The organism is Mesorhizobium sp. BHbdii, from assembly GCF_053848045.1.
Map to the genome: position 1 here is coordinate 43,602 of NZ_JBSPKX010000004.1, position 18,545 is coordinate 62,146.

Consider the following 18,545-nt stretch of genomic DNA (forward strand, 5'->3'; position numbering starts at 1 on the left):
ACCCGGCCCTTCGGGCCACCCTCCCCTCAAGGGGGAGGGATCAGCCGCCCACCTTCTCGCCGAACGACGAAAAAAACTGCCCGGCAAGCTTCTTCGATGTCGATTCGATCAGCCGGCTGCCGAGCTGGGCGATCTTTCCGCCGACGTCGGCCTTGGCCGCATATCTCAGGATCGTCGCCTCCGGGCCATCGGCGGTCAGGGTCACATCGGCGCCGCCTTTGGCGAAGCCGGCGATGCCACCCTTGCCCTCGCCCTGGATGGTGTAGGAATGCGGCGGGTTGAGGTTCCTCAGCGTCACCTCGCCGTTGAACGTCGCTTTGATGGGGCCGATTTTGACCACCACGGTCGCTCCCATCTCGGTGTCCGACTTCTTTTCGAGGCTCTGGCAGCCCGGAATGGTCTGCCTCAGAACGTCCGGGTCGTTCAGCGCTTCCCACACCTTTTGCAGGGGTGCGGCGATGCGTTCCTCGCCTTCGATCACCAAAGCCATCAAAATCTCCAGGATACAAACTGACAGGCCCCGATGCGGTCTAGCGTGAGGGTAGACGCATGTCTATCGCACCAAAGTCCGGATTCGGATGGCGCGTGCCTCTTGCCTGCTCTCGCGCGTTGTCATATCGATTTGTCATACAAATACGGAGACCATGATGGCCGGCGCCCCCACGCAGAAAAAGAAATTTCGCTCGCAGGAGTGGTTCGACAATCCCGACAATCCGGGGATGACGGCGCTTTACCTCGAGCGCTATCTGAATTACGGGCTGACGCGTGCCGAACTGATGTCGGGCAAGCCGCTGATCGGCATCGCCCAGACCGGCTCGGATCTGTCGCCCTGCAATCGCCATCATATCGAGCTGGCCAAGCGCGTGCGCGACGGCATCGTCTCGATGGGCGGCATCCCTTTCGAGTTCCCATGCCACCCGATCCAGGAGACGGGCAAACGCCCAACCGCCGCACTCGACCGCAACCTCGCCTATCTCGGCCTGGTCGAGGTGCTCTACGGCTACCCGCTCGACGGCGTCGTGCTCACCATCGGCTGCGACAAGACGACGCCGGCCCTGCTGATGGCAGCGGCCACCGTCAACATTCCGGCTATCGCGCTGTCGGTCGGCCCGATGCTGAACGGCTGGCATAAGGGCAAGCGCACCGGCTCCGGCACCATCGTCTGGGAATCGCGCCAGCGCCTGTCGGCAGGCGAAATCGGCTATGACGAGTTCATGGACATCGTCGCCTCCTCGGCGCCGTCCACCGGCTATTGCAACACCATGGGCACCGCCACCACCATGAATTCGCTTGCCGAGGCGCTCGGCATGCAGCTGCCTGGCTCGGCCGCGATCCCCGCTCCCTATCGCGAGCGTGGCCAGATCGCCTATGAGACGGGAAAACGCATCGTCGACATGGTGCATGAGGATCTGAAGCCCTCCGACATCATGACCCGACAGGCGTTCGAGAATGCCATCGTCGTCAATTCGGCCATCGGCGGCTCGACAAACGCGCCGATCCATCTCAACGCCATCGCACGCCATCTCGGCGTGCCGCTCGACAATGACGATTGGCAGCAGGTCGGCCTCAAAATACCGCTCATCGTCAACCTGCAGCCGTCGGGCGAATATCTCGGCGAGGATTATCATCATGCCGGTGGCGTGCCGGCGGTGGTGGCCGAACTGATGAAGGCCGGGCTGTTGCCCCATCCCGACGCCATGACCGTCAACGGCAAGACGATGGGCGACAATTGCAGTGGGGCCGTCAACGAGAATCTCAACGTCATCCGCACCGTCGCCGAGCCGCTGAAAGCCAATGCCGGCTTCATCAATCTTAGGGGTAATCTGTTTGATTCGGCGATTATGAAGACCAGCGGTATCTCGCCCGAATTCCGCGAACGCTATCTGTCGAACCCGAAGGACCCCGAGGCCTTCGAAGGCAACGCCATGGTCTTCGACGGGCCCGAAGACTACCACGCCCGCATCGACGATCCGGCGCAAGGCATCGACGAGCACACGATCCTGTTCATGCGCGGCGCCGGCCCGATCGGTTATCCGGGCGGCGCGGAAGTCGTCAACATGCAGCCGCCGGCCCATCTTATCAAGAAGGGCATTCATGCGCTGGCCTGCATCGGCGACGGTCGCCAGTCGGGCACGTCGGGCTCGCCGTCGATCCTCAACGCCTCGCCCGAAGCCGCCATAGGCGGCGGGCTGGCGCTGTTGAAGACCGGTGACCGCGTCCGCATCGACCTGCGCAAGGGCACCGCCGACATTCTCGTCACCGACGACGAGATCACGCGCCGTCGCGCTGAGCTGCAGAACAGTGGCGGCTATCACTACCCCAAGCACCAGACGCCATGGCAGGAGATCCAGCGCGGCATGGTCGACCAGTTTTCCGAAGGAATGGTGCTGAAACCGGCGGTGAAATACCAGGATGTGGCGCACACCCGCGGCGTGCCGCGGGACAATCACTAATGAATGTCGCCCAAAAGTGTGCAGCGGTTTTGGGACAACGACATGCATAAAAGCAAGGTCTAAAGGGGGTCGCGTGTTTCAGACGAGGCGCTTTAGACGCCGGTCTGCGGCGCTTTCCGCTGGCGGCGGCTTGATACGATCGAGCCGCCGCTATATGTTTGCTGGGCCCGCCGTTCAGAGATAGCCGGTGATCTCCGGCGCTTTGTCCTGCCTGTCGCGCTTGCCGTCCTCATAGACAATTGGTGCTGCGGAGAGTTCCTCTTCGGTGACGTCGTCGAGGCAGGCGACGTTCACCGCCCAGAAGTTCCCGCCCATGAAGTCGAGATAGCCGCGCGAGAGAAAATTCGCGCCGCAGTTCGGGCACATATGGTGGTTGATGTCGCCTTCCGGCCAGTTCGACGGCGTCGCCTTGTATTCCCTCATCCGGTCGCGGCCCGTCACCCGCACGGCCTCATAGGCCGCGAAGGATTTCCGGTAGCCGAGCTTCCAGCAGAAGCTGCAATTGCATTTGCGGATGCCTTCGGCGAGGTCGATGTCGGCTTCGAAACGCACCGCACCGCAATGGCAGCTGCCGTGATAGGTCTTTTTCATGGTTTTCCTCCCAGACGTGTTCTGGCTCCGCCAAACCGGCCGCCGGAGCCAGAGCATCCTTTGCTTCAGGCATAACGCTTGACAAGCGGGCGCAACAAATCCACGATCATGCAAGGGGTGCATCGCGACGACCCCGTGAGGCGTCAGCCCAACGTTCGCGTCCAAGCTTCTCTCTCAAGGAGGTGGACGCCATGCCGTCGACAACCGCTATCACCGTATCCCAACTATCCCGTCTGATTGGTCTGCCGGGTGCGCCTGCAATCATCGATGTTCGCATCGAAGATGATTACAACGCCGATCCGCGCCTGCTCCCGGCCACAAGCCGGCGTGATTTCAAAACCGTCTCTACCTGGGCGTCCGAATACGCCGGCAGCCGAGTGGAGGTCATCTGCCAAAGAGGACAAAAGCTCTCGCAAGGCGTGGCCGCATGGCTGCGGCATGAGGGCGTCAGTGCCGAATCCCTCGAAGGCGGCTTCGAGGCCTGGCGCGATGCCAAGGGGCTTTTGGTCGATGCCGGCAAGATACCGCCCCGCGATGGAAAAGGCCGCACCGTATGGGTGACGCGGGCCCGCCCGAAGGTCGATCGCATCGCCTGCCCCTGGTTGATCCGGCGTTTCATCGATCCGAGCGCTGTTTTCCTCTTTGTCGAGGCGGCCGAAGTGTTGGCCACTGCGGATCGCTTTCAGGCCGTGCCTTTCGACATCGACAATGTGTTCTGGTCACATCGCGGCGAACGCTGCACCTTCGACACGATGATCGAAGAGTTCGGGCTCGAATCCGAGGCGCTCGACCGCCTGGCCATTATTGTGCGCGCAGCCGACACTGCAAGTCTCGATCTGGTTCCCCAGGCGGCCGGACTCCTGGCCGCCTCGCTTGGCCTGTCGCGGATGTTTCGCGACGATCTGGAACAGCTGGAGGCAGGCATGCTGCTCTACGATGCGTTTTACCGATGGTGCCGCGACGCCACCGAGGAGACGCACAACTGGCCAAGCGTGAGCAAGCCATGAGCGCCCCGGTTTCTGACAGAACCGAGGCTTCGGGGGGCGAGATCGTCGAAGCGCCGACTGCGCCAACCTTCCGCGAAGGCGTAAAGCTCTGGGCGAAAATCGGCCTGCTCAGCTTCGGCGGGCCGGCCGGCCAGATCGCGCTCATGCACAAGGAATTGGTCGAGGAACGGCGTTGGATCGGCGAGCAACGTTTCCTGCATGCATTGAACTACTGCATGATGCTGCCCGGCCCTGAAGCCCAGCAACTCGCCATCTATATCGGCTGGCTGTTGCACCGGACGATCGGCGGCCTGGTCGCCGGTATCCTGTTCGTCGCTCCGGGCGCGCTTGTGATGCTCACCTTGAGCATCCTCTATGCGCTATACGGCGACGCTCCCCTCGTCGAGGCGCTGTTTTTCGGGGTGAAAGCGGCCGTGCTCGCCATCGTGATCGAGGCGATGATCCGGATCGGACGTCGGGCCCTGAAGAACCGGGTCATGGTTTCGATCGCGCTCGCCGCCTTCATTGCCATCTATGCATTGAACCTGCCGTTTCCGCTCATCATCCTGCTTGCCGGCGTGACGGGCTGGATTGGAAACCGTGTTGCGCCGGCCCTTTTTTCGGGTGCGGCACACGGCAAAGACGCGGTTCCCGACATCAAGGGCGCGGTCGACCTGATGTTCGAGCGCGGCGAGCTGGCCCACACCAGGCCGACGCGATGGCATGCGCCGCGCATCATTGCGATCTGGCTGCCGATCTGGCTCGGCCCCGTGCTGCTGATCTGGGCGTTCACCGGATCCACCAGCGTGTGGACTGAGATCGGTGGCTTCTTCAGCGTCATGGCGGTCGTCACCTTCGGCGGCGCTTACGCGGTCCTTGCCTATGTCGCGCAGGCAGCGGTCGAGTCCTTCGGCTGGCTCGCACCCGGTGAAATGGTCGATGGCCTCGGGCTTGCCGAAACCACGCCTGGTCCGCTCATTCTGGTCCTGCAGTTCGTTGGCTTTCTTGCCGCGTTCCGCCAATCCGGATCGTTGAGCCCGCTGCTTGCAGGATCGCTTGGGGCGATGCTCACCCTATGGGCGACGTTCACGCCTTGCTTCTTCTGGATATTCCTCGGTGCGCCCTACATCGAAGCCCTGCGCGGCAACAAGGCGCTGTCGGCAGCGCTGACCGCGATCACTGCCGCCGTCGTCGGCGTCATCATGAATCTCGCTCTGTGGTTCGGCTTGCACGTCATCTTCGGCGAAGTGCGCAACATCGGGCTTGGAATGGACGTGCCGGTGCTCTCATCCATCGACTGGCGCGCGGCGCTGCTGTCGTGTGCTGCCATGATCGCCATTCTGAAGCTGAAGATCGGCATGCTGCCGACGCTTGCGGGATCGGCCCTCGCCGGTGTTTTGTTGCTGGCAGCGAGCGGATAGCGGCTGCGTGCAGCCGTCGCTTCATTGTAGTTCGGGCATTCGGATAGGAACATCATGGCGAGACCACGCTCTTCCCTAGGCTTCCTCGGAATGTTCGGCCGATCAGGCGACCTCAGGCAACTCGACGCCGCGTTACGCGGCGTCGACCTTCATCCCGCCCTTGTGCCGGAGGGAGCAAAGCTCACCATCGTCAATCTGATGAAGGACCACTGGTCTGACGAGCCGCCACTACAAGCCTATCCAGCGGTGGCGCAGCTATTTGGCTATTGTGTTGCCGGGCCGGAAGCATTCGAGCAATCCAACGGCCTTCAACATAGGTTGGATGCGGAGCGCCGGCTGGAGGCGGCACTTGAGGCCGGCGACAGCTTCGATGCGCAAATCATACTGATGACGCTGCATGCCAAGCTGATCAGTGGCGAGGTCGTCGAGCGCTATGGGTTGAGGACCGACTGACCGTTTTGACGAGAAGCGTTCTCAGCCGCCCATGCCGCTGCGCGGCAGATGGATAAGATTGCCGAAGCGGGCGCGCAACTTGTCGTCGACCAGCTTCGGGACATGGCGCGGGAAGCGCTCGGCGAGGATGCGTTTCTTCTCGATGATCGCCCGCTGCAAGATGTCGGGCCTGCCTTTCTCGTTCCACTCCTTCGGCGAAAACCGGTCGCCAACCGCCGGGTAGAAATATTCCGTCTGCATCAGCCGCAGCGTCTGCTCATTGCCGAGATAGTGACCCGGCCCCTTCAGGCAGACGTCGGCGATGGTGTCTATCGACAGCGACTCATCGGTCACCTCGATGCCGCGCACGCAGCGCAGGCAATGGCCAAGCATGTCGTTGTCGATGATCAGGCTTTCCAGGCAGAAACCGAGCAGCGAGGCGTGCATGCCGGCCGATTCGTAGACGAGATTGAGGCCGGCAAGGCCCGCCATCACGTCGGTGATGCCCTTTTCGTAACCGGACTGGATATCAGGCAGTTTCGAATCCGTCATGCCGGCGGCCGAACCACCGGGCAGGTCGTAGAACTGCGCCATCTGGGCGCAGGCAGCCGTCAGCACCGCTTGCTCGGCCGAACCGCCTGACATGGCGCCGGTCCTGAGATCCGAGACGAACGGCCAGGTGCCGAAGATCGCCGGATGCCCCGGCTTGATGGCGTTGACATAGACGAGGCCGGCGAGCACTTCGGCCACTGCTTGCACCACCGCCCCGGCGATCGCCGCCGGCGCCGTGGCGCCTGCCTGGCCGGCCGACAGCAACAGGATTGGAATGCCGCCTTCGACGCAGGCCTCGAGCACGCCGCAGGCGTCCTCGGCGAATTTCATTGGCGGCACGACAAAACAGTTCGAATTTGAGACGAAAGGCCGCGCGCGAAAATTCGCTTCGCCGCCGGCAATGGCATAGAGCATGTCGAGCGCCGGCTTGACGTTCTCGCGCACCGTGAAGGACGTGCCGACATGCTTCGACGTGCCCATCACGCAGGCGTAGAGCGTGTTGAAATCCATGTCGAGCGGATCGGGAATGTCGCGCGGCACCATCGGCCGCTGGAAGAAATGGATGTTGTCGAGCCCTTCGACGATGCGGGCGGCGTCATAGATGTCCTGCAGCAGCGACTCTCGATACTCGCGCTTCTCGACGTCGACCAGATGCACGGCGGCGCCCGCCGTGCCGTAATGCACGCGCTTGCCCTGGATCAGCATGTCGTGCTTGGGATCCTGGCCATGCAGGGTGAAGTGGCGTGCGGCCTTCTTGATGGTGTCGAGGACGAGCGCGCGCGGAAAACGAATGCGGCCGTCCTCGCCGAGCGTGGCGCCGGCCTTGGTCAGCGCCTCGATGCAGGATGGGATGGCATTGGCGAAGCCGACCGTTTCAAGCAGCGTTAGCACCGCTTCGTGGATGCGCTCGCGGTCGTTTTCGCTGAGCGGCCCGTAGCTTCCGCCTTCGAGGCCGGCGCGCACCGGCTTGATATCGTCGGCAAGCGGCGCCGCCCGCATGGCGCGGCGCGCTTCGCGCCCCCCGGAACGCCGCGAACGTTGGTCCGAGGGCATATCCGGCTTCTCAACAGCCACTGACATGGGAGGCACTCCACCTTTAGCTGCGAAGCGGGCGGCGGTGGTTGGTCCACCATCGGCGTGCTTCGTCCCCTTATGCCTCGAACTATGCCGCCGGCATTGGTGCAGCCTATGAGCCAGACGGTCCCGTCACATATGCCAGAGCGCTAAAGAATGGCGGCCGGTCTCTGTCACGCCCCGACCGAGGCATCAAGCCGCCGCCGGCCTGCGCCCGGCCGCCGTCGCCAGTTCGCGGATGCCGGGCTCGATGTGCTGCAGCGCAATCGAGGAGATGCCCAGCCGCATGAAGCGCGACGGCTTTTCGGTGCGGTCGAAGAAGCGGTCGCCAGGCTCGATGATGACGCTGCGCGAGGCAGCGGCCTCGGCCAGCCCGCGCGAATCGGTGCCGCGCGGCCCTTCGAGCCAGAGCGACGCGCCACCGGCGGAATCGGTCGAGCGCCACTCCGGCAGGAAAGCGGAAATTGCATGGATCAGACGCTTGCGCCGTTCGTCGAAAGCGCTCGACAGCCGCCGCACCAGCGCCTCATGGTGGCCAAGCGACAAGAACAGTGCGACCGCGCGCTGGTTGTTGGCCGGCGGATGACGCAGCATGAAGCGGCGTAGCGCGCGAAGCTCGGAGATCAGCCCGGCCGAGGCCACGATGTAGCCGAGCCTAAGGCCCGGAGCCAGCGTCTTCGACATCGAGCCGACATAGATGACGCGGCCCGAGCGGTCGAGGCTCTTCAGCGCCTGCTGCGGCGCTTCGTCCAGAAGCTGGCTGTCATAGCCGTCCTCGATGATGATCTGATTGTGACGATTGGCGCGCGCCAGCAGGTCCTGCCGGCGCTCCGCCGACAGCGGCACCATGGTCGGGCAATGGTGGCTGGGCGTCACGAAGACGAAGCCGGAATCACTGGAAATAGAAGCGGTTACGATGCCGGAGTGGTCGACCGGGACCGGTGTGACGTCGGCGCCCGCCAGCCGGAAGATCGAGCGTGCGTCGGGATAGCCGGGGTCCTCCATGGCGACCTTGGAGCCTTTGGTCATCAGCAGCGTCGCCAGCATGTAGAGCGCATTCTGCGCGCCGAGCGTGACGATGATCTCATCGGGGTTGGCGAAGATGCCGCGCCGCGGCAACAGCCGCGCCTGGATCTGCTCGATCAGCAGCGGATCGTCGCGGTCGACCATGTCGGACGCCCAGTTGCGGATTTCGAGCACGGCGAGCGCCATGCGGTTGCACTCGCGCCACTCGGCGGTCGGGAACAGTGCCGGATCGAACTGGCCATAGACAAAGGGGTAGGACGACTTGATCCAGTTGTCGTGCTTGGCCGGCGGCGGCATGTCGCTGGCCGCGATCTGTCGGCGCGCCTTCCAGTCGATCTCATTGGCCTGGTCGGGCGCCTTCTGGTGCGGTTTGGCCGGCGTCGCCAGCACGTCCGGATTGACGAAATGGCCGCGCCGTTCGCGCGCCACAAGGAAACCCTGGTCGACGAGTTGCTGGAAGGCCAGCACCACGGTGCCGCGCGCCACGCCGAGTTTCTCGGCCAGGATCCGGCAGGACGGAAGCGGCATCGAGGCGGCGATCTGCCGGTCTAGGATGGCGGCGACGATCGCTTGACGGATCTGTGCCTGCAGGGTCTGGCCGGATTCCGCCGAAATCCGGAACAAGCCGGACCATATGGCCGTGTCGTTTCGCTGTGGCATGGAAGATGTTCCTCGATGGCCAGCTTTTTTCACTTGGCTGGACCAGTCGAATGTACCGGTGGCACAAGCTGTTGCGCCAATCAATTTTTCTGATCGCTGGGATTTACGCCAGTGATCCTTCGCTGCAACGCGTCATCCCCTGGCGTGACGCAACGCGTCATCCCCTGGCGTGACGCAACGCGTCATCCCAGCGTGACGCAGCGTGACGCAACGCGTCATCCCAGCGTGACGCCGTGCGTCATCGCTGCGCATTGAAACCAGTTGATTTCGGCTAGATAGTTTGGACGCGACGACACGCGCCGGAAACATCCGGTCTGTTAGGTTGGCATTTCAAGGCTCGGAGTGAGGCAGTGGATCAATCGTCCTTTCAAAAACAGCTCGACGCCCTGCGCGATCACCGTGCGGCCAAATCGGGCAGCATGCGCGAGGCTTTCGCCGCCGATCCGCAGCGCTTCGAAAAATTCTCCGCCACCGACGGCGACCTGCTGCTCGACTGGTCGAAATGCGCGGTCGATGCGCAGACGATGGATATGCTGGAGAAGCTGGCGGGAGCCGCCGATCTCGAAGGCCGGCGCGCCGCGATGTTCTCAGGCAAGAAGATCAACGTCACCGAACGCCGCGCCGTGCTGCACACCGCCCTGCGCAACCTGAACGGCAAGGGCATCGTGCTCGACGGTCAGGATGTGAAGGCGGAGGTTGTCGCCGTGCTCGACGCGATGGGCGTCTTCGCCGATGCCGTGCGCTCCGGCAAGGCGGCCGGCGCCACAGGCAAGAAGATCACCGACATCGTCAACATCGGCATCGGCGGGTCCGACCTTGGCCCGGCCATGGCGACGCTGGCTCTGGCGCCCTATCACGACGGGCCGCGCACGCACTACGTGTCCAACATCGACGGCGCTCATATCCACGACACGCTGATGGGCCTTTCCGCCGAAACCACGCTGTTCATCGTGGCCTCGAAGACCTTCACCACGGTCGAGACGATGACCAATGCCGAGACGGCGCGCGAATGGGTGCAGAAGGCGCTCGGCAAGGAAGCGGTCGGCAAGCATTTCGCCGCCGTCTCGACGGCGCTGGAGCTGGTGGCCAAGTTCGGCATCGCGTCCGACCGCGTCTTCGGCTTCTGGGACTGGGTCGGCGGACGCTATTCGGTCTGGGGCGCGATCGGCCTGCCGGTGATGATCGCCGTCGGCCCGAAGAATTTTCGCGCCTTTCTCGACGGCGCGCATGCGATGGACGAGCATTTCCAGACTGCGCCGCTGGCCAGGAACCTGCCGGCGCTGATGGGGCTGGTCGGCTGGTGGCATCGGGTGATCTGTAAATACCCCGCTCGCGCCGTCATCCCCTACGATCAGCGCCTGTCGAGGCTGCCGGCCTATCTGCAGCAGCTCGACATGGAATCGAACGGCAAGAGCGTCACCCTCGACGGCGGCGCTGTGACCACGCCGACCGGCCCGCTGGTCTGGGGCGAGCCCGGCACCAATGGCCAGCACGCCTTCTTCCAGCTGCTGCACCAGGGCACCGATTTCATTCCGGTCGAATTCCTCGCAGCGGCCATCGGCCATGAGCCGGACCTCAAGCATCACCACGATCTGTTGCTCGCCAACTGCCTGGCGCAGTCGGAGGCTTTCATGAAGGGCCGCACGCTGGAGGAAGCGCGCGCGCAGATGCTGGCGAAAGGCATGGCGCCCGCCGAGGTCGACAGGATCGCCCCGCACCGCGTCTTCTCCGGCAACCGGCCCTCTGTGACGATCCTCTACAGACAACTCGATCCGCATACGTTCGGACGGCTGATCGCGCTCTATGAGCACCGCGTCTTCGTCGAAGGCACGCTCTTCAACATCAATTCCTTCGACCAGTGGGGCGTCGAATTGGGCAAGGAACTGGCGACCGGGCTGCTGCCTGTCGTGGAAGGCAAGGAGAATGCCGCAAAGCGGGACGCTTCGACCGCCGGACTGGTGGGACACATCCACCGATTGCGCGGATCGGAGTAAGCGGCTTGGCCGAGATCAAGGGAATATTGTTCGACAAGGACGGCACGCTTGTCGACTTCAACGCAACATGGCTCGGCGTAGCCGATTTCATGGCGATGGATGCGTCGGAGGGCGACCGCTGGAAGGCCGACAGGCTGCTTGCCGCGGCGGGCTACGATTTCGCCACCAAACGCTTCAAGCCCGACTCCATCTTTGCCTCCGGCACCAACATGGATGTCGTCGAGCTTTGGTTTCCGCGGCTGTCGGATGAAGACCAGATGCTTGCCGTCGCCCGCTTCAACGAGATCACCTCGGTGCAGGGCTCGGCGATGGCGGTGGCGCTGCCGGGCATCGTCGAGACGCTCGGCGTTCTTCACAGGAAATCCTACCGGCTCGGCGTCGCCACCAACGATTCGACCACTGGCGCGGAAAAGACATTGCTGACGCTCGGCGTCGCGCAGCTGTTCGACGCCGCCTATGGTTACGACGCGGTGGCCAATCCGAAACCGGCGCCGGATACCATCCTTGCCTTCTCGGACCTGACCGGCCTGAGGCCGACCGCGATCGCCATGGTCGGCGACAATCGCCACGATCTGGAGATGGCGCGGGCCGGCGGCTGCGGTCTGGCAATAGGCGTGCTCTCCGGCACCGGCACGCGGGAATCACTGTCACAGATCGCCGACGTCATTCTGGATTCGGTTGCCGACCTGCCCGACTTTCTTTCGGCAAGGGTCAAGGAGACGACCTGAACTCGCAGGGTTACTCCGGCTCGAACGAGAAGACACCGCTCCGCTTCATCGCCGCGCCTTTTGCTTCGCCGACATCCGGCACGCGGTATTCGGCCAGCAGCCGAAGCCGCGAGCGGGGCAGGTAGGCCCGGCCCGGGTCGCCGATCAGCGCATTGATGCGTGCGGCCAGGCAGCGGTCGAGGAAGGGGATGACCCGGTCGGCGAGATCTTGCCCGTAAAACAAGTCGCCGGCTGCCACGACATCCACCGGCGGCGGCCGACCAGCGGTGATGTCGTGGCCGACGACTGTGATTGCGACGCCGTTCGCGGCCGCATTGAGACCGAGCGCGGCGACGCCGTTGCGGTCGATCTCGGACGCGAGCACTTCGCGCGCTCCGGCCTTTGCCGCGGCGATGCCGACAAGGCCCGACCCGGCGCCGAGGTCGAGCACGCGAAGCCCGGCCACGGACTCCGGCCGATCGAGGATGTAGCGGGCAAGCACCGCGCCGCCGGCCCAGGCATAGGCCCAGTAAGGTGGCTGCGGCTCGGGCCCGTCCTCGTCGGCTTCGGTTCCTTCTTCTTCCGGCTCGGCTGCTTGTCCTTCTTCATGCGTGAGCCGCCACAGACCGCTCGCGGGATGGGCTGCATAAAGCCGGATTTCGGGAAGCGCAGGAACAGGGGCGATACGCATGTTCGTCTTGATGAATGTCAGCGGATCGTGACGGGAAAGCGTGTCCGCCGTGTCATCTACAGTAAGGCAATCGCCCAAAATTATCCCTATCCCCGTAACGCCCGCCGCAGAATCTTGCCCACCGGCGTCTTCGGCAGTTCGGTCCGAAACTCGATGTATTTTGGCCGCTTGTAGCCGGTCAGGTTCTCGCGGCAATAGACGGTCAGCACCTCAGCGGTCAGCAACGGGTCCTTCTTGACGACGAACAGCTTCGGCACTTCGCCTGAATGCTCGTCCGGCACACCGATCGCCGCCACTTCGAGCACGCCCGGATGCAGGGCCACGACTTCCTCCAGTTCGTTCGGATAGACGTTGAAGCCGGACACCAGGATCATGTCCTTCTTGCGGTCGACGATCTTGGTGTAGCCGCGCTCGTCCATGAAGCCCATGTCGCCCGACTTGAAGAAACCATCCTTGGTCATCACCTTGGCGGTCTCGTCCGGCCGGTTCCAGTAGCCGGCCATCACTTGCGGTCCGCGTATGCAGATCTCGCCGACTTCGCCGAGCGGCAAATCGTTGCCGTCGCCGTCGCGGATGGCGATCTCGGTCGAGGGCAGCGGCAGGCCGATCGTGCCGGTGAAGGTGCCATTGCTGAATGTGTTGGCGGTGGCCACCGGCGAGGTTTCCGAAAGCCCGTAGCCCTCGGTGACTGGGCAGCCGGTCAACGCCTTCCAGCGTTCGGCAACACCCTTCTGCACCGCCATGCCGCCACCCAGCGTCAGGATCAGTGGCTTGAAGTCAAGCTTGCGGAAATCTTCATTGTTGAGCAGCGCGTTGAACAGCGTGTTGAGGCCTGGAAAGATGTGGATCGGATATTTGCCGAGTTGCTTGACGAAGCCGGGAATGTCGCGCGGATTGGGAATGAGTATGTTCTGGCCGCCGAGCTGCATGCCCATCAGTGCGTTCACCGTCAGCGCGAAGATGTGGTAGAGCGGCAGCGCGCAGATGAAGTTGAGATGCGCCGGTTTCGGCTTGACCGTGAAGGCGTCCTCGATCCAGAGCGCGTTCTGCGCCACATTGGCCAGCACGTTGCTGTGCAGCAGTACCGCGCCCTTCGAGATGCCGGTGGTGCCGCCGGTATATTGCAGGAAGGCGACATCGTCGGCAGCGACCTTCACCGGCTTGAAATTCATGCCGGTGCCTGCTTTCAACGCGGCGTTGAACTTGACATGGCCCGGCAGCGACCAGGCCGGGACCATCTTCTTCACGCGGCGCACGACGAGATTGACGATCGTTCCTTTCAGGCCGCCAAGCATGTCGCCCATCGCCGCGACCACGACATGCTTGACAGCCGTTTTGGCGATCACCGCCTGCAAGGTGTTGGCGAAATTTTCGAGAATGACGATGGCTTGAGCGCCTGAATCCCTGAGCTGATGTTCCAGCTCGCGCGGCGTGTAGAGCGGGTTGATGTTGACCACGACATAGCCGGCACGCAGCACTGCCATCATCGCCACCGGATATTGCAGCACGTTCGGCATCATCAGCGCCACGCGTGCGCCTTTCTGCAGTCCCGTAGACTGCAGATAGGCGGCGAAGGCGGCCGATTGCCGCTCGACTTCCGCATAGGTGATGGTCTTGCCCATGCAGGTGAAGGCCGGCCGGCTGGCATACTGCTTGCAGGCGTCGGCGAGCAGATCGCCGATGGAGCCGAAGGGCGGGGCGCCGATCTCGGCAGGAACGACCTTCGGGTAGCTCTTGAGCCAAGGCCTTTCCGGCGATCCGGCGCCAACCGCTTTCGGCAATCTCTCGGCCGGACCCGGCTTCGACGCCGACGTAGCCGATGTCGGTGCCGCTTTCGGCTTGGCAACGGCTTTGGCCGTCGGCGCCTTTGGCTTGTGAGAGCTGGCCGGTTTTGCGGCAGTTTTGGCCCTCGCTTTCGCGGGGGCCGTCGTCCTTGGTGCTTTTGCCACCTGTCCCTCCCTCGGTTGTTCTTATTGTCTCTGCTTGCCCGCCGCGTTGCCTCCGAATGACAGAGACGTCCTCCGCTGCTGCCGGCATCCAGGAAATCCAGCCTGCCATCTATGTATTGCGACTATCGGCAGCCGTGCAAGTCTGACCCTGCGGCAAGACTGGAAAGAAATCTTCCGCGCCAATGACAAGCCGATGGTCGCGGTTCCTCACCAACGCCGGGTTGAAGATCAATAAAAAAATGCAGTCGTTAATAATGCCGTGATCGGCAGAAATTGACATTTCATTCTCTTTCTCGAGGATTCCGGAGGACTAAATTCTGCTTCCCATGGGGTAGGCAAACGGGGTGTTCCAAAGCCGGAAAAACGGTGCTTATATGCGCGCTTCGCGAGCCTGATAGAGGGGCTTGGAAGAACATCAGGGAGTCCTCCATGAAAAAGAAACTGACTTTTGCGGCCGCGTTGCTGGCCGCAAGTGTCCTCGGCGGCATGGCCAATGCGAAACAGCTGGTCTACTGCTCGGAGGCGTCGCCGGCCGGCTTCGACCCGTCGCCGTGGAGCGGTGGCAACGACTTCGACGCGTCGTCGCGCACCATCTATTCGCGCCTGGTCGAGTTCGAACACGGCAAGACCACCATCACACCCGGCCTCGCCGAGAGCTGGACGGTTTCCGACGACGGTCTCGAATACACATTCAAGCTTCGGCCGGGTGTGAAGTTCCAGACCACCGACTACTTCACGCCGACGCGCGATCTCAACGCCGACGACGTGATCTTCTCCTTCGAACGTCAGTGGAAGAAGGAAAACCCGTGGTACAGCTATCTGGAAGGCACCGGATGGGAATATTTTTCCGGCATGGGCTTCCCGGATCTTCTCAAGGAAATCGTCAAGGTCGACGACCTGACGGTGAAATTCGTGCTGAACAAGCCTGAAGTCGCTTTCCTGCCGGACCTCGGCATGGATTTCGCTTCGATCGTCTCCAAGGAATATGCCGACCAGCTCGACAAGGCCGGCACCAGGCAGCAATTCACCCAGAAGCCGATCGGCACCGGTCCGTTCCAGTTCGTCGACTACCAGGTCGATGCGGTCATCCGCTATGCGGCATGGGACGGCTACTATGGCGGCCGCCAGAAAATCGACGATCTGATCTTTGCCATCACGACTGATCCGGCCGTGCGCGCGCAGAAGCTGAAGGCAGGCGAGTGCGATATCATGTCCTACCCGGCGCCGGCCGACATCGCCGGCCTGCAGGCTGACCCAAACCTCAAGGTCGACGAGCAGGAAGGCCTGAACATCGGCTACATGGCCTACAACACGACGCAGGCGCCTTTCGACAAGGTCGAGGTCCGCAAAGCCCTCAACATGGCCGTCAACAAGCAGGCCATTCTCGATGCGGTCTATCAGGGCGCTGGCCAGGCGGCCATAAACCCAATCCCGCCGACAATGTGGTCCTATAACAAGGACATCAAGGATGATCCGTACGATCCGGACGCGGCCAAGAAGATGCTGACTGATGCCGGCGTCACGGATCTCTCGATGAAGATCTGGGCAATGCCAGTCAGCCGCCCATACAATCCGAACGCCCAACGAGTAGCCGAACTGATTCAGGCCGACTACGCCAAGATCGGTGTGAAGGCCGAGATCGTCAGCTACGAATGGACCGAGTATCGCGAACGCGGCAAGGCCAAGGACCGCGACGGCGCCTTCCAACTGGGCTGGACCGGTGACAATGGCGATCCGGACAACTTCCTGTTCCTGCTCGGCTGCGATGCCATCGGCCAGTCCAACTATGCGATCTGGTGCAACCAGGAGTTCGAAGCCCTGCTGCAGAAGGGCAAGGCGACCACTGACGTCGCCGAGCGCACCAAAATCTACGAGGAAGCTCAGGTCGTGTTCAAGCGTGAGGCCCCATGGCTGACCATCGCCCATTCCAAGGTCTTCATGCCGATGAACAAGAAGGTTTCGGGGTTCGTCATGGACCCGCTCGGCATTCATAGGTTCGACGGCGTCGACGTCACCGAATAACTCCTCAGAGATTGGACGGCGGCGCTGGACTTCCAGCGCCGCCGTTCTATGAAGTAAGATGCTCCGCTATCTCCTCCACAAGCTCGCCTTGATCATCCCGACCGTGTTCGGCATATCGCTGGCGGCGTTCGCTTTCGTCCGTCTTCTGCCGGGCGATCCGATCCTGGCCCTGGCCGGCGAGCGCGGCGTCAGCCCCGAACGCTACGCGGAGCTTATCGAGCGGTTTGGCTACAACCGGCCTTATGTCATCCAGTATCTGGAGTATATCGGCAGGGTCCTGACCGGCGACTTCGGCATATCGCTCGCCACCAAGCGGCCTGTGCTCGGTGAATTCCAGGCGCTGTTTCCGGCGACGCTGGAACTGGCGACGATCGCGCTGATCATTGCCGTGCTCATCGGCATTCCCGCCGGTATCTTCGCCGCGGTCAAGCGCGGATCATGGTTCGACCAGGCGACGATGGGTGTGGCGCTGACCGGCTATTCGATGCCGATCTTCTGGTGGGGGCTGCTGCTCATCATCTTCTTTTCCGGCTATCTCGGCTGGACACCGGTTTCCGGGCGCATCGGCCTTCAGTATTTCTTCAAGCCGACGACGGGGTTCATGCTGATCGACAGCCTGATCTCCGGCAAGAGCGGCGCTTTCAGGTCCGCCGCCAGTCATCTGGTCCTGCCGGCGATCGTGCTGGCGACGATTCCGCTCGCCGTTATAGCGCGCCAGACGCGGTCGGCGATGCTGGAGGTGCTGGGCGAGGACTACGTCCGCACCGCCCGCGCCAAGGGCCTGGCGCCGCGTCGCGTCATCGGGCTCCACGCTTTTCGCAATGCGCTGATCCCTGTCGTCACCACCATCGGCCTGCAGGTCGGCACGCTGATGGCCGGCGCCATCCTGACCGAAACGATCTTTTCGTGGCCCGGTATCGGCAAGTGGATGATCGACGCGATCGCCAAGCGCGACTATGTCGTCGTCCAGAGCGGCTTGCTGATCATCGCGCTAATCGTCATGGCGGTGAACCTGATCGTCGACGTGCTCTACGCCGTCATCAACCCACGTATCCGGGTGCAGTGAGATGACCGACCAAACCACGGCAGAAGCCACCGCCGCCGCCATTCCGACCGGCGGCCGGCAGCGCGCCTTCACCGAGTTCTGGCATTACTACTCGATGAACACCGGCGCCGTCACCGGCCTGGTCGTGTTCGCGGCTCTGGTGCTGATCGCGATTTTCGCACCGCTGGTCGCGCCGCATTCGCCTGACGAACAGTTTCGCGATTCGCTGCTGACGCCCCCGGTCTGGCAGGAGGGCGGCAAATCGATGTTCCTGCTCGGCACCGACGCGGTCGGCCGCGACATGCTTTCGCGGCTGATTTTCGGGGCGCGGTTCTCGCTGTTCATCGGCCTGGTCGTTGTGGTTTTCTCGCTGACCAGCGGCATCGTCCTCGGCGTGCTCGCCGGCTATTTCCGCGGCTGGGTCGATACGCTGATCATGCGCATCATGGACGTCATTCTGGCCTTCCCCTCGCTGCTCCTTGCCCTGGTTCTGGTGGCGATCCTCGGACCCGGCCTGTTCAACGCCATGCTGGCGATTGCGCTGGTGCTGCAGCCGCATTTCGCGCGGCTCACGCGAGCGGCGGTGATGGCCGAAAAGAACCGCGAATATGTGATCTCCGCCAAGGTGGCCGGTGCCAGTCATCTCAGGCTGATGGTAAAGACGATCTTGCCGAACTGCATGGCGCCGCTGATCGTGCAGGCGACGCTGTCCTTCTCCAACGCCATTCTCGAGGCCGCGGCCCTCGGCTTCCTTGGCGTCGGCGCGCAGCCGCCAACGCCGGAATGGGGCACGATGCTGGCCACGGCCCGCGAGTTCATCCTGCGCGCGCCATGGGTCGTGACCTTCCCCGGCCTTGCCATCCTGATCACGGTGCTTGCCATCAACCTGATCGGCGATGGCCTGCGCGATGCCTTCGACCCCAAGCTGAAGAGGTCGTGACC

Annotated in this window: 15 protein-coding genes; 9 read left to right on the forward strand and 6 right to left on the reverse strand. The window is 63.0% G+C overall.

From position 1 onward, the window contains the following. Window positions 1–40 precede the first annotated feature (40 nt). On the reverse strand, window positions 41–490 hold the full coding sequence (locus tag ACWTU8_RS20895; protein WP_455849669.1) for an SRPBCC family protein: 450 nt from the start codon (window positions 488–490) through the stop codon (window positions 41–43). Window positions 491–647: 157 nt separating this feature from the next. On the opposite strand from ACWTU8_RS20895, the gene ACWTU8_RS20900 reads away from it, so the two are divergent. Further along, a complete protein-coding gene (locus ACWTU8_RS20900) occupies window positions 648–2,453 on the forward strand; it encodes an IlvD/Edd family dehydratase (protein WP_455849670.1) in 1,806 nt (601 codons plus the stop codon). Window positions 2,454–2,627: 174 nt separating this feature from the next. Here ACWTU8_RS20900 and ACWTU8_RS20905 read toward each other — a convergent pair whose 3' ends face one another. Continuing rightward, window positions 2,628–3,044 carry a GFA family protein gene (locus tag ACWTU8_RS20905; protein ID WP_455849671.1) on the reverse strand — a complete coding sequence of 139 codons (417 nt, stop codon included), beginning with the start codon at window positions 3,042–3,044 and terminating at the stop codon, window positions 2,628–2,630. 191 nt (window positions 3,045–3,235) lie between these two features. Between ACWTU8_RS20905 and ACWTU8_RS20910 the strand changes: the two genes are divergently transcribed. From ACWTU8_RS20910 to ACWTU8_RS20920, 3 genes are read left to right on the forward strand one after another with little or no spacing between them, the layout of a single operon-like run. Further along, window positions 3,236–4,051, forward strand: coding sequence for a chromate resistance protein ChrB domain-containing protein (locus ACWTU8_RS20910; protein WP_455850016.1), 816 nt, complete (start codon window positions 3,236–3,238; stop codon window positions 4,049–4,051). After that, window positions 4,048–5,451, forward strand: coding sequence for a chromate efflux transporter (chrA, locus tag ACWTU8_RS20915; RefSeq protein ID WP_455849672.1), 1,404 nt, complete (start codon window positions 4,048–4,050; stop codon window positions 5,449–5,451). The genes ACWTU8_RS20910 and chrA overlap by 4 nt, the downstream gene beginning before the upstream one ends. A gap of 54 nt (window positions 5,452–5,505) precedes the next feature. Continuing rightward, a complete protein-coding gene (locus ACWTU8_RS20920) occupies window positions 5,506–5,904 on the forward strand; it encodes a hypothetical protein (protein WP_455849673.1) in 399 nt (132 codons plus the stop codon). A gap of 21 nt (window positions 5,905–5,925) precedes the next feature. Here the strand turns inward: ACWTU8_RS20920 and ACWTU8_RS20925 are convergent, their stop codons facing one another. After that, window positions 5,926–7,515 carry a trimethylamine methyltransferase family protein gene (locus ACWTU8_RS20925; protein ID WP_455849674.1) on the reverse strand — a complete coding sequence of 530 codons (1,590 nt, stop codon included), beginning with the start codon at window positions 7,513–7,515 and terminating at the stop codon, window positions 5,926–5,928. Window positions 7,516–7,701: 186 nt separating this feature from the next. Continuing rightward, entirely contained in the window at window positions 7,702–9,195 is a 1,494-nt protein-coding gene (gene pdxR, locus ACWTU8_RS20930) for a MocR-like pyridoxine biosynthesis transcription factor PdxR (RefSeq protein ID WP_455849675.1), read from the reverse strand. Between the two features lie 350 nt (window positions 9,196–9,545). Between pdxR and pgi the strand changes: the two genes are divergently transcribed. Continuing rightward, the gene (gene pgi / locus ACWTU8_RS20935; RefSeq protein ID WP_455849676.1) at window positions 9,546–11,189 is read left to right on the forward strand and encodes a glucose-6-phosphate isomerase; all 1,644 of its coding nucleotides are present in this window, start codon (window positions 9,546–9,548) and stop codon (window positions 11,187–11,189) included. Window positions 11,190–11,194: 5 nt separating this feature from the next. Beyond that, the gene (locus ACWTU8_RS20940) at window positions 11,195–11,917 is read left to right on the forward strand and encodes an HAD family hydrolase (RefSeq protein ID WP_029357042.1); all 723 of its coding nucleotides are present in this window, start codon (window positions 11,195–11,197) and stop codon (window positions 11,915–11,917) included. A 10-nt stretch (window positions 11,918–11,927) separates the two neighbouring features. On the opposite strand, the gene ACWTU8_RS20945 is transcribed toward ACWTU8_RS20940, so the two are convergent. Beyond that, complete coding sequence (locus ACWTU8_RS20945; RefSeq protein ID WP_455849677.1) at window positions 11,928–12,587, reverse strand: class I SAM-dependent methyltransferase; 660 nt, start codon at window positions 12,585–12,587, stop codon at window positions 11,928–11,930. An 86-nt stretch (window positions 12,588–12,673) separates the two neighbouring features. Further along, a complete protein-coding gene (locus ACWTU8_RS20950; RefSeq protein WP_455849678.1) occupies window positions 12,674–14,536 on the reverse strand; it encodes a long-chain-fatty-acid--CoA ligase in 1,863 nt (620 codons plus the stop codon). Window positions 14,537–14,965: 429 nt separating this feature from the next. On the opposite strand from ACWTU8_RS20950, the gene ACWTU8_RS20955 reads away from it, so the two are divergent. The 3 genes from ACWTU8_RS20955 to ACWTU8_RS20965 are packed head-to-tail and all read left to right on the forward strand — an operon-like array spanning window position 14,966 to window position 18,543. Further along, window positions 14,966–16,558 carry an ABC transporter substrate-binding protein gene (locus ACWTU8_RS20955; RefSeq protein ID WP_455849679.1) on the forward strand — a complete coding sequence of 531 codons (1,593 nt, stop codon included), beginning with the start codon at window positions 14,966–14,968 and terminating at the stop codon, window positions 16,556–16,558. Window positions 16,559–16,616: 58 nt separating this feature from the next. Then, entirely contained in the window at window positions 16,617–17,624 is a 1,008-nt protein-coding gene (locus ACWTU8_RS20960; RefSeq protein WP_029357038.1) for an ABC transporter permease subunit, read from the forward strand. A gap of 1 nt (window position 17,625) precedes the next feature. Further along, complete coding sequence (locus tag ACWTU8_RS20965) at window positions 17,626–18,543, forward strand: ABC transporter permease subunit (protein ID WP_455849680.1); 918 nt, start codon at window positions 17,626–17,628, stop codon at window positions 18,541–18,543. The last annotated feature ends 2 nt before the right edge of the window (window positions 18,544–18,545 follow it).